Genomic DNA, 11,425 nt, shown 5'->3' with positions numbered 1-11,425 from the left:
CCCCCAGCACTCCGCCCGCCACCCCCCCAGCGACCCCGCCCGCCACTCCTCCCGCCACTCCTCCCGGCACTCCGCCCGCCACTCCCCCGGCGACTCCTCCTGCCACTCCCCGAGCGCCTTCCCCCGCCACTCCCCCGGCGCCTCCCCCCGCCGAGCCGGCCGTGCCCGACGTGTCGGTGCCCGAGGTGACGGGGCGGGGCCCCGACGCAGCCTGCGCCGAGCTCCGCCGGGTGGTCCTCGAGTGCGTCCCCGAAGCGGTCGTCAACGACGACCAGCCCGAGGACGAGGTGTTCGAGCAGCAGCCCGCCGCCGGCCAGGAGGTGCCCCCGGGCACCGAGGTCACCGTCCGCGTCGCGGTGCGGAGCACGGTCCAGGTCCCCCCGCTGGGCGGCCTCGACCCCGCCTCCGCCGATCAGGCCGTCCGCGGCGCAGGCCTGGTGCCCCAGCCCGAGCCCCGATCCGGCGCGCCGGCGGATCAGAACCTGAACGTGGTGCTCGACGACCAGGCCCCCGCCGCCGGGGCCGAGGCCAAGGCCGGCGACACGGTCTCCTTCGCCTACTGGGCCGACTACGCCCCCATCGCCTTCGACCCGGGTTGGCTCCTCGGCAAGCCTCAGGGCGACGCGTGCACCGTCCCCCTGCAGAACGGGTTCAAGAGCTGCCAGGCCGTGCAGGGTGCCGACCCGGCGCCGACCCCCGAGCAGGAGGGCGTCGTGGGTGGCGTCGAGCCCGGCGCGGCCGGGTCCTATGACCCCAACACGCCGATCACCGCCTACTACTTCGGGCCCTACCAGCCCAAGACCATCACGCTGCGCGCCCTGCCCGGCATCGGCTGCGCCCCCGTCGACGCGGTCAACGCCGAGAACCCCGGCATCAACCTGCTGTGCAGCCCGGTGGCCTCGCCCAACCCACCGCAAGGTCCGACCGCGTACAACGGCGTGATCGCCCAGGACCCGGCGCCGGGTTCGGTGGTGAGCGAGGGGCAGACCGTCACCGTGTACACCTACCAACCGGCGCTGCGCGAGGTGATCGACTGGCAGCGCGGCGCCGAGGCCACCCACACCCTCCGGGGTACCGGGGACGGAGCGCCCGGCGGCAACCCGGGAGCGTGGAACGACACCGGTACCCGGTTCCAGCTCTTCGCCGGGCCCGAGCCCGGCAGCGCACCGGTGTACTGCTGGAGCCGGGGCGAGGGCGGCACCCTCCGCCACTACTGCGGCACGGTGGCGCCCAACCCCTACGACGCCTCCCCGTGGACCGCCGGCTTCGGCGGCAACCCCATCGGCTACGCGTACCCCGGCAACCCCGGCTTCGGCGTCAGCCGCTGGACCTGCTACCTCGTCCGCACCAACGCCGATGGCACCCAGCACCCGATCGGCATGTACTACAACGGCTCCGCCGACTGCGTCACGCCCGACAACCCGGTCACCGACCGCTACGAGATCCAGGAGAACCTCACGTTCATCCTGTGAGCAGCCTGGGCGGGGGCACCCCATGGGCGCGGTTCGTGGCCCGGTGCGGTTCCCCGGTGGCGCAGGGTGACGGGTAGCGTCGGTCCATGAGTGAGCGCAGCGAGCGAACCCGCGAGCACGGGCTCTCTGACGGCGAAGCCGGCAGCGGGGCCCACGGGAAGATCGACGTGAGCATCGTGCTGCCCGTCTACAACGAGAAGGGCCACCTGGGCCAGGAGATCGACCGGATCCGGGCCGCCATGGACGCCTCGGAGTTCTCCTATGAGATCATCGTCATCGATGACGGGTCGAACGACGGCTCCGGTGACGCCCTGCGCCAGATCGACGGCATCCGCCTCCTCCAGTTCCTCACCAACCGGGGCTCGGGCTCGGCCCGCAAGTACGGCACCCGGGCGTCGCGGGGTGACATCGTCGTGTGGACCGATGTCGACATGTCGTACCCCAACGACCTCATCCCCGAGCTGGTGCGGGAGATGGAGGGCTACGATCAGGTCGTCGGGGCCCGCACCTCCGAGGAGGGCACGCACAAGGCGTTCCGGGTGCCGGCCAAGGCCTTCATCCGCAAGCTGGCGTCGTACCTGGTGCAGACCCCGATCCCGGATCTGAACTCGGGGATGCGGGCGTTCCGCAAGGACGTCGCCCTCCAGTACGTGAGCCAGCTGCCCCCGGGGTTCAGCTGCGTCACCACCATCACCCTCACCTTCCTGGCCCACGGCTACACGGTGAGGTACTGGCCCATCACGTACTCCACCCGCGCCGGGGAGTCGAAGTTCCACTGGGCGTCGGACACCCGCCGGTACCTGTTGCAGGTCATCCGGATGACGCTCTCGTTCGACCCCTTCCGGGTGTTCCTGCCGATCGGGTTCCTCTTCACGTTCCTCGGCCTGGGCAAGCTCATCTACGACCTGGCCGACGGCGACTTCCGGGTGGCGATCAACACCCTGTTGATCTTCCTCGTGGCCTTCCAGATCTTCGTGATCGGCATGCTGGCCGACCTCATCGGTCGCGCCACACGCGCCACCCACGAGGTGCAGCCCGCCGCCGGCTACACCCGAGACGTGCCCCCGACGTTCCCCCCGGGCCACGGTGCCCGCCGGTCCGAGGGCGCCCGCCGGGCCGAGGAGGTGCTCCGGTGACCGAGGCGACCGACACCGCAGGTGCCGTCATCGACGACGACGTCCCCACCGGCAACACCTACGACAAGTACGCCTCCCAGAACCCCATCGAGCGCCGGCTGATGGACGGCTTCTTCGGCGCCCTCGACGCCTCCCTGCCCCCCACCGCACCCGGGGCGATCCTGGAGGTCGGCGTGGGCGAGGGGGAGGTGGCCGAGCGGCTGCGGGCCCGGTGGCCGGGGGTGCCCATCGCCGGCATCGACCTCCCCGACCACGAGCTGGCCGCCCACTGGATCGGCAAGGCCCACTCCGGCGCCTTCGCCGACATCGGCCGGCTGCCGTTCCCCGACGACTCCTTCGACCTGGTGCTGGCCATCGAGGTCCTCGAGCACGTGCCCGACCCCATCCGCGCCCTCCGCGAGCTCAACCGGGTCTGTCGGCGCGATCTCGTGCTCTCGGTGCCCCGAGAGCGCATCTGGTGCGCCGCCAACCTGGCCCGCGGCAAGTACCTCAAGGACCTGGGCAACACGCCCGGGCACATCAACCACTGGTCGAAGCGCGGGTTCGGCCTGCTGGTGGGCTCGACCTTCACCGTGCGCGCCGTCCGCTCGCCGTTCCCGTGGACGATGGTCGCGGCCTCGGTGCGCACCCCGGCCTGACCCGAGCCTCCGGCCCGGCGTCGTGGGCGGAGTCGTCCGAGCGCGATCGCTCGTCGGTTCGCGGGTTCTGAGACCTCCAGCGGACACCCATGTCCGCTTCGCACCTCAGAAGGGCGGTCGCCGAGCTCAGCCGAAGCGGGTCGGCACCCCGGCGACCCCGACGTTCGGGTTGTCGTCGCTCCCGCTCGGGTAGGTGGTCTCGCCCGTCCCCTCGTTGTAGCGGCGCACCTCTCGGTCGTCGGTGTCCCGGGCGGTGGTGACGGCCCAGGCGCAGAAGGCCAGGACGGCCGACGCCAGGTAGAGGACCGGCGCCGCGACGCCGGTCGCGGGAGCGGCCACGGCGAACCCGGACGAGGTCAGGCTCAGCACGTTGACGTCGTCGGGGTCCGAGATGGCCGCCGGGATGTCCATGAGCAGGCCGACCACCGCGAGCGGGCCCAGGCCCCGCACCTTGCTGTCCTTCAGGGCGCGCAGCGCCTTGACCACCCCGGACACCACGTCGGTGGCGAGACCGACATCGCGGCCGGCCCGCTCAATGTCGGCGATGGCCTCGTCGTCGAGGTCCAGGTCGAGGGCGTGGTTCACCGCCGCCACCGCGCCGCCCGGGCCCGCCGAGCTGGGGACCTCGACGGCCGGTCGGCGCCGACCCGATCCCGAGTCGGGCTCCGGCGGGGCCAGCCTGAGCGCCACCGAGCGCGCCGCGACCAGCTCCGGGTCCGTGCTCGACCCTCCGGGCCGGGACGGAGGGTCGGGCACGACGTCCCGGTGGCTGAGCTCGACGACGACCGGGAGGGCTCGCCGGTACGCCAACCCCAGCTCGTCGCACACCCCGGCCATGAACGTGGGCGAGTGAGCTCCCCGGGCCACATCGGCCAGCAGGCGTTGGAGGGCGGGCCACGACGGTTCCTCCGCGTCGAGCGCCCGGCGGAGGTCCCGAGCGACGACATCGGCGCGCTCTCGAGCCTCGGCCCGCGACGAGAAGGCGAAGTCGGGCCACGGCAGCGCGGCGGGGAGGCCCTCGAGGATCCGACGCCGCCGCACGACCCCGTCGGCCTGGGTTCGACACCACTCCGCGATGCGCCCCAGCTCGGCGACCTCGCCCGGCGCGCTCGCCCCGGTGCCGGCCAGGTCGTCGATCACCGCGCCGGCGCCCCGGGCGCACCCGTCGCCGAGACCGGCGAGGTAGGACTCCAACCCGGCCAGGCGCACCGGGTCGAGGGTGACGAGCCCGTGCTCAGCCATGATCGAGCCCCAGGGCATCGCCGATGCTTCCGGGGTCGGATCGAGGCTGGCTCCCGGTCCCGCCTCGGGTCCCGGCCTCACCCCGAGAGGACCCGGGGCCCGCGTCGCTCCAGTACGGGGGCGGACGGGGGGGGCGGCGCTGGGGGTCGTCGGGGCCCCGCCGCGGCCCCTGGTCCCGTTCGGCCCGCACCCGCTCGGCGGCCTCCCGGGACCGCCGGGCCTCCTCCTCAGCGCGACGCACGAGCTCCTCGGCCCGCTGGTCGAGCAGCGTGGCGAGCGAACGTAGACCGGCGGTGACCTGCTCGGCGCGGCCCTCGATGTCGGCCGCGGCCCGGCGGTACGCCGTCGCGGCCGGGCCCTCCCAGGTGCGGTGGTCACCCTTGTCGGCCAGCGGGTCGAGGTCGGCGTCGAGGCGGCGGGCGGTGGTGCGCAGGCCGTCGGCGGCGACGCGCAGGTGGGCAGCGGTCGGGGCCATCGGGGCCCTCCCTCCGGAGCGGTGGTGTCTCGGGGGGAAGGACACCAGGGGCCTCCCCGGAGCCGCTCACCGGCAAACATGGGATGAGCTGAGATGTGCTGGAAACGTTGACGTCGTGCCCGGCTCAGCGGCCGCGAGCCTCCCGGGCGGCCAGCACCTGCTCCAGGAAGGCCTCGTCGCCGGCGGCGCGATCAGGGCCGACCACCGCTGGCTCGAGCCGGCGGGCCAGGTCTCCGGCGACCCGAGCGCGCGACGTCGGGTCGAGCCCGGCCCGTCGGGCCAGGAACGACCGCACCACCGCCTCATCCGCGGGGCGGACGCCGGTCAGGTCCCACCCGGCCATGGCCGGCGCCCCCGCGCCCGGTCGCGCCGCCGGGGCGTCGGGGCGGACCGCACCGGGGACGACCACCGGCGCCGAGCGCCCGCCCGGCGCGGCCCGCACCACCAGCGTGTTCGCGGCCAGGTCACCGAGGCGCTGGTTTCGGGGGGTGGCCAGCACCGAGAGCACACCGACGGAGTACGCGGCGGGCAGGAAGTCGATGATGCGCACGATGTTGCGCACCGCGGCCGACACCAGGGGCACCGTTGCACCGTCGGCCATCACCAGGGTCAGGCCCGTGAGGCGCCGGCCGGGGGTGCGGCCGGCGGCGAAGGCGTCGAAGGCGGTCGGGAGCCCGACGGCCACCACCATGACGGCGACCGCAGCGAGAGCCGAACCCGCGGCCCCGCCGGCCACCCGGGCCGGGATCAGCAGCGCGATGATGACGACAGCCTGCAGCGCCGTGTCGACGAGCGAGGACATGAACCGCGATCCCAAGCCCGCCACCACCAGCTCGAGGTCGACCCCCTCGGGAGTGGCCACCGTGACCCGGTCCTCGATCTCCACCGCCGGCACGCTACCGGCCGCTCACCGCCGGCCGGGGCCCTGGTGAGCGCCGGTGGCTCTGCGGCCGACGTGCCGGTGCGCCGCGGGGTGGAGCGCTTCATCGCCGAGCGGACCGGGCGCTGGGCCCGGCTCGCCGAGCTCGTCGGGGCGGCCGGCGGCCGCCTCGACCGCCTCGCGCCGGCCGACATCCTCGACCTCGGGGAGGGTTACCGGGCCGTGGCGGCCGACCTGGCCCGGGCCCGCCAGCGCTGGCCGGGTGACCCCGTGGTCGACGAGCTCGATGCCCTCGTCCGCCGGGCGCGGGTGCTCGTCTACCGCACCCCGGGACGGCGGGGATCGTTCCGCCACTGGCTGACCACCGGCTTCTACACCCGGGTTCGGGAGCGACCCCGGATCCTGCTCGCCGCCGTCGTGCTGCTGTGGGGGCCCTCGATCGGGTTCGCGGTGTGGGCCGACCACGACCCCGCCACCGCCACCCGCGTGGCCCGCGCCAGCCCCCTCGCCGGGGAGGCGGCCGACTCCGCCGCGAGCGGCGGCGGCGGGGCCCGAGCGTTGGGCCCCGGTGACAGCGCCTCGTTCGCCACCCAGATCTTCACCAACAACATCCGGGTGTCGCTGCTGGCCCTGGCGGGGGGCATGACCGGCGGGCTGCTCACCGCCGGCCTCCTGCTCTTCAACGGCGCGACGGTCGGGGTGGTGGTCGGCCTCTTCACCGCCAACGGGGCGGGCCCGGTGGCCGTCACCTACCTGGCGCCCCACGGGTTCCTCGAGTGGAGCCTGGTCACCCTGGCCGGCGCGGCCGGGTTGCGGGTCGGCGCCGCCCTCGTCGCGCCCGGTCACCGGCCGCGAGGTGAGGCGCTGGTCAGCGAGATGCGGGCGGCGGCGGAGATGGCCCTCGGGGTGGCCCTGTGGCTGGTGCCCACCGGCCTGGTCGAGGGCTTCGTCACCCCCCGGGGGCTGTCGCCGGGCGTGGCGCTGGCCGTCGGCGTCGTGGTGGCGGCGCCGCTCTGGTTGCTCGTCGCCGGGCGCGGCCGCCCCGACCGGAGCGGCACCGGGGACGGTCGGCCCGGCGGGGACGGCACCCGGGCCGTTCACCGCCCGGGCTGGCGTCGTCGCCCCGACCAGGACGGCACCCAGGCCGGTGTCCGATCTGTGGCTCAGAACGCGGTCACCGAGACCCCACCAGGTTCTGAGGCGCCAGCCGGACATGGGGGTCCGATCTGTGGCTCAGAACGCGGTCACCGGGATCCCGCCAGATTCTGAGGCGCCAGTCGGACATGGGTCCGCGCCGTCAGAGCCGGGCGGCGGCCTTGGCGTCGAGGTAGGCCGCGACCACAGCGGCGGCAAGGCGGTCGGGCGGCGCCTCGACGACCCGGGCGCCGCGGCGGGTGAGCTCGGCTGCGGCCCGGTCCCGGGCGTCGAGCACCCGGGCGGCCACCGCGCCGCGCCGGGCGGCCTCGGTGAAGCCGGCGTCGAAGGCACCGGTGCCAGTGCCGGGAGGGCCCGTGCCGGGCGTGCCGGTGTCGGGGTCGCCGTCGATAGGCGTCGTGGCGTCGACCGGGTCCGGCGGAGCGGCATCGACGATGAGATCGACGTCTGCGCAGGAGGCGACCACCACCGCGTGGCGGCGCACCAGCACCGGCACCGCGTCGAGCAGGGCGGCCGCCGCGGCCGCGTCGACCAGGTCGGTGAGCACCACCACCAGCGCCCGCTTGGTGGTGCCGATCACCCGGAACGCGAGCTCGGGGTCGCTGTCGACGGGACGGGGCTCGAGGGCGTGGAGGGCGCGCACCACCGCCGCCCCCGAGGCCCGGTGGGGCGTGACCCGAGCCCGGACCTCGTCGTCGAAGGCCACGGTCCCGCAGCGGTCGCCCACCGCGTCGGCCACCGCCGCCAGGGCCGCCGCCGCATCCACGGCCACGTCGAGGCGCGTGCGATCGGGCACCGTCGCATCCCAACTGCGCACCGGAGCAGCCATCAGCCGGCCCAGGTCGACGAGGGCGACGACGTCGCGCTCGGTGTCCTCCCGGTACTGGTTGGTCAGCGGTCGGCCCCGGCGGGCGGTCGCCACCCAGTTGACGTGGCGGACGTCGTCGTCGGGCTGGTAGTCCCGCAGGCGGTCGAAGTCGGTGCCCAGCCCGATCGCCCCTCGTCGGCGCCGGCCCGGATCGCGGAAGCGGCCCTGGCGCACGGCGGTGGCGAGGCGGCGCGCCGCGGGCAGGTCGGGGTCCACGTCGATCGCCGCCGGGCCGGCCCCCTGGTGGTCCCACCGGCCCAGGCCGAGGGGCCCGACCACCCGCACGGCCACCGGGGGCAGCTCGTGGCGGCCTCGTCGGTGGGCCACCACCCGGGCCTCGAGGCCGTCGTCGGCCTCGGCCGGCTCCACCTGGACATCGGGCCGAAGGGGCTGGCGGACCCGCGCCCGCCGGGCCCCGAGGCCCTCGACGGTCACGCTGAGCGGGGCGGCCACGCCGCGAGCGAGGCGGCCGGGCACGGTGCGAGTGACCGTCACTGGACGGCGGGCGGCCATGGCGTCCGCCCCCACCACCCCCGTGAGGGCGATCGCGACCAGCACGACGAGCGGCCACGGCGCTACCAGCAGGGCCAAGGCCAGGACGACGGCCAGCCCCACGGCGCGGGGTGACGGGCTCACCGGGCGCTCGGGTCCGCAACCGTCGGCCGGGCCGGGACCATGTCGTCGTCGCGGCTGGTGCCCCGGGAGCTCACGTCGGCTACCGGGGCACCGAAACGGCGGCGATGGCGGCGGCGACGGCGTCGTCGGGCCGGAAGCGCTCGAGCTCGGCCTCGGCCCGCAGCACGAGGCGGTGGCGGAGCACCGCCGGGGCGACCTCGACGATGTCGTCGGGGGTGACGAAACCCCGGCCGGCCAGGCGGGCCGTGCCCTTGGCGGCGGCGAGGAGGTGGACCCCCGCCCGGGGGCTGGCACCGACCTCCACGCTGGGCAGCTCGCGGGTGCGCCGGATGACGGCCAGCAGGTAGGCGCCGACCTCGTCGCTGACGGTGGTCTGGTCGACCTCGGCGCGCAGGGCGGCCACCAGCGCCGCGACCGCGCCGACGGTCTCGCCCCCGGCGTCGGGCGCCACGATGGGACGCACCTCGCCCAGCGCGGCGGGAGCCAGGCCCCGGCGGGCCAGTCGCAACAGGGCGGCCTCGTCGGCCTCGGTCGGGTACCCCACCTCGACCTTCATCAAGAACCGGTCCAGCTCGGCCTCGGGCAGCGGGTAGGTGCCCTCGTACTCGATGGGGTTCTGGGTGGCGACGACGAGGAAGGGGTCGGCCAGGCGCCGGGGCGAGCCGTCCACGGTGACCTGCCCCTCCCCCATCGCCTCCAGCAGCGCGGCCTGGGTCTTCGGCGGTGTGCGGTTGATCTCGTCGGCCAGCAGCACGTTGGTGAACACCGGGCCGGGGCGGAAGGTCAGGTCGCCGTCGCGAAGGGTCATGGTGCCGGTGAGGTCCGAGGGCAACATGTCGGGGGTGAACTGGGCCCGGCGGAAGCGGGCGCCGAGGGCCCGGGCGGTGGCCTCGGCGACGAGCGTCTTGGCCACGCCGGGCACCCCTTCGAGCAGGACGTGACCCCCGACGGCGAGGGCGACGACGAGGGCGTCGAGCACCGGGCCGGCGCCCACCACCACCGGCGCCACCGCCTCGCCCAGGCGGCGGCGGACGTCGACGACGGTCGCATCGGTCGGTCGGTCATCGGTCACGGCGCCTCCAGGAAGGCCGGTCGAACTGGTCGCGATCGGCGTCGCCCGAACGACGGGGATCGCGACCGGTACGGGAAGGTCGAGCGGTTCGGGACAGGGCCGCGGCCAGGGCGTCGACGTAGGCCCGCCGCGGCGGGGCCAGGGTCCGGGCGGTGCGCTCGGGTGGCCCGAGGCGCTGCCCGGCGCACCACATGGCGAGCAGGGCGGCTCCGGCCAGGCCGACCGCCGCCCGGCGCCACCGCACCGGCAGCGCCGAGATGCCCTCGACCCGCCCGTAGCCGTGCTGGGCCTCGGCGAAGGCGACGGGCCCGTCGCCGACGAGGGCCAGGGCGAAGGCGGCGGCGTCGGCGTCGCCCAGGTGGCGGTTGGAGAGCAGCGAGGCGTCGGCCACCGCGACCACGCCGCCCCGCGCCATCGCCGTCACCTCGCCGCTGCCGCCCACGAGAGGGGTGAAGCGGGTCGTGGTCCGGTAGCGGCCGCGACCGCCGCCCGAGAGCTGCTCGACCCCGGTGGTCTCGGGGGCGTCGGCCAGCGCCTGGGCCCGGGTCGGGCCCTCCTCGGTCCACCCGGGGTCGTGCCCGACCGCAGCCGCGACGTGGTCGGACGCGCCGGCGCCCACCGCCACCAGCCGCCCGCCCCGGGCGACGTGGTCGGCCACCGCCCGGAGGGACGCGGCTGGAGCGGCATCGGGCGGGTCGACGACGACGAGGGTGGTGGCGGGGTGGAGAGACGCGTCGGCGAGAGGCTCCTGGATGCGGGTGACCCGCACCCCCCGGAGCTCCAGGAGGTCGGCCCACGCGGCGGTCCCGTCGTCGCCGGTGGCGAAGGTCGAACCCGACGGCCCGCCGGGGTCGCTGCCGACCACGGCGTCGAACCCGGCGAGCACCACGTTGAGGCCACCGACGAGGACCACCACCACGAGGACCACCCGCTTGACCGGGCCGGTCCGGGCCCACCACGCCGGCACCCCGCTCACCGGGTCCTCCTCGCACCGAGGCCGTCCTCGACACTCCGAGGCGACGGCGCGACCTTCGCGCCGGCGTCGCCATGGGCCTCGGCGCGGGCGACGATCGACGGCCACTCCCGCCGGGCGGCGTCGACGTCGTCGGCCGCCGCCGCTCGACCGCCGTAGGCCACCTCGTCGAAGGTCCGGCCCAGCGCGGCGAGGGCGGGCGATGGCACCGACGCCACGACCCGCCGGGTTGTCGTGTCGGCCCGCACCGCAACGGCGCCGGCCTCCTCCAGGCGCAGCACGCCGGCGCGGAACCGCAGTCGCACGGCAGTGGACAGGTCTCCGTCGCGCTCGGCGGCCACCGCCTCGCGGTCGAGAGCCGCGGGATCGGCCCGGTGAGCCCGACGCCGGCGCACCTCGGCCGCCTCGTGGGTGCGGTTGCGGCGGCGCGCCGCCATGCCGGCGAGGATCGCGGCGCCAACCAGCACCACCGCCACCGCGGTGACGGCCCCCGCCGGCGTCGAGAGCAGGTCGCCCACCGGCTCGCCCACGTCCTGGGCCCGCTCCCCGATCCACCGGAGCACGCCGCGCAGCGGCCGGGGCACCTCGCGCTCCTGGTAGCGGTCGCCGTCGAGGATCCGGCGGGCATCGGCGCGCGCCCTCTCGGCGTCAGCCATCGGGTGGAGCACCCCCCCATGGTGCGGCGCCCGACGGTGCGGCCTTCGACGATGGATGGTCCGACGATGCGGCGCTCAACCGGGGGGCCTCCGACGACGCGGAGCCCGACGGTGAGGAGCCCGACGGTGCGGAGCCCGGCGCTGGGCGCCACGCACCGGGTGGGGGGGCCGGCACCCCACCGCCGGGCGGGGCCACGGGGCCGGCTGGGCCCGCGCCGGCAC

General features: G+C 75.9%; 11 protein-coding genes. 4 read left to right on the top strand and 7 right to left on the bottom strand.

Translation table 11 applies throughout. The features are described from left to right. Window positions 1–161: 161 nt before the first annotated feature. The 3 genes from VNL12_RS05185 to VNL12_RS05175 all read left to right on the top strand — a co-directional run bounded on the left by VNL12_RS05185 (window position 162) and on the right by VNL12_RS05175 (window position 3,246). Window positions 162–1,472, top strand: a complete 1,311-nt coding sequence (locus VNL12_RS05185; RefSeq protein WP_325592168.1) for a PASTA domain-containing protein — start codon at window positions 162–164, stop codon at window positions 1,470–1,472. A gap of 86 nt (window positions 1,473–1,558) precedes the next feature. Further along, the gene (locus VNL12_RS05180; protein WP_325592166.1) at window positions 1,559–2,608 is read left to right on the top strand and encodes a glycosyltransferase family 2 protein; all 1,050 of its coding nucleotides are present in this window, start codon (window positions 1,559–1,561) and stop codon (window positions 2,606–2,608) included. Continuing rightward, window positions 2,605–3,246, top strand: a complete 642-nt coding sequence (locus VNL12_RS05175; protein WP_325592164.1) for a class I SAM-dependent methyltransferase — start codon at window positions 2,605–2,607, stop codon at window positions 3,244–3,246. The genes VNL12_RS05180 and VNL12_RS05175 overlap by 4 nt, the downstream gene beginning before the upstream one ends. Window positions 3,247–3,372: 126 nt before the next feature. Here VNL12_RS05175 and VNL12_RS05170 read toward each other — a convergent pair whose 3' ends face one another. The 3 genes from VNL12_RS05170 to VNL12_RS05160 all read right to left on the bottom strand — a co-directional run bounded on the left by VNL12_RS05170 (window position 3,373) and on the right by VNL12_RS05160 (window position 5,849). Continuing rightward, window positions 3,373–4,488: a hypothetical protein gene (locus VNL12_RS05170; protein ID WP_325592162.1), complete on the bottom strand. Its 1,116-nt coding sequence runs from the start codon at window positions 4,486–4,488 to the stop codon at window positions 3,373–3,375. Then, the gene (locus tag VNL12_RS05165; protein ID WP_325592161.1) at window positions 4,481–4,963 is read right to left on the bottom strand and encodes a WXG100 family type VII secretion target; all 483 of its coding nucleotides are present in this window, start codon (window positions 4,961–4,963) and stop codon (window positions 4,481–4,483) included. The genes VNL12_RS05170 and VNL12_RS05165 overlap by 8 nt, the downstream gene beginning before the upstream one ends. A gap of 124 nt (window positions 4,964–5,087) precedes the next feature. Further along, window positions 5,088–5,849 (bottom strand): RDD family protein, encoded by a 762-nt coding sequence (locus VNL12_RS05160; RefSeq protein WP_325592159.1) that lies wholly within the window; start codon window positions 5,847–5,849, stop codon window positions 5,088–5,090. Between the two features lie 42 nt (window positions 5,850–5,891). On the opposite strand from VNL12_RS05160, the gene VNL12_RS05155 reads away from it, so the two are divergent. Next, window positions 5,892–7,112, top strand: coding sequence for a stage II sporulation protein M (locus VNL12_RS05155; RefSeq protein ID WP_325592157.1), 1,221 nt, complete (start codon window positions 5,892–5,894; stop codon window positions 7,110–7,112). Between the two features lie 28 nt (window positions 7,113–7,140). On the opposite strand, the gene VNL12_RS05150 is transcribed toward VNL12_RS05155, so the two are convergent. From VNL12_RS05150 to VNL12_RS05135, 4 genes are all read right to left on the bottom strand, one after another. After that, entirely contained in the window at window positions 7,141–8,502 is a 1,362-nt protein-coding gene (locus VNL12_RS05150) for a DUF58 domain-containing protein (RefSeq protein ID WP_325592155.1), read from the bottom strand. 79 nt (window positions 8,503–8,581) lie between these two features. After that, the gene (locus VNL12_RS05145; protein ID WP_325592153.1) at window positions 8,582–9,574 is read right to left on the bottom strand and encodes a MoxR family ATPase; all 993 of its coding nucleotides are present in this window, start codon (window positions 9,572–9,574) and stop codon (window positions 8,582–8,584) included. After that, window positions 9,564–10,550 carry a DUF4350 domain-containing protein gene (locus VNL12_RS05140; protein WP_325592151.1) on the bottom strand — a complete coding sequence of 329 codons (987 nt, stop codon included), beginning with the start codon at window positions 10,548–10,550 and terminating at the stop codon, window positions 9,564–9,566. Before VNL12_RS05140 ends, VNL12_RS05145 begins: the two co-directional genes overlap by 11 nt. Beyond that, window positions 10,547–11,215 (bottom strand): DUF4129 domain-containing protein, encoded by a 669-nt coding sequence (locus VNL12_RS05135; protein WP_325592149.1) that lies wholly within the window; start codon window positions 11,213–11,215, stop codon window positions 10,547–10,549. Before VNL12_RS05135 ends, VNL12_RS05140 begins: the two co-directional genes overlap by 4 nt. Window positions 11,216–11,425: the final 210 nt, after the last annotated feature.

The organism is Iamia sp. (genome assembly GCF_035575815.1).
Classification (GTDB): domain Bacteria; phylum Actinomycetota; class Acidimicrobiia; order Acidimicrobiales; family Iamiaceae; genus Iamia.
Note: the sequence above shows the minus strand (reverse complement) of the source record. Positions and strands in the feature narration are given on the sequence as shown.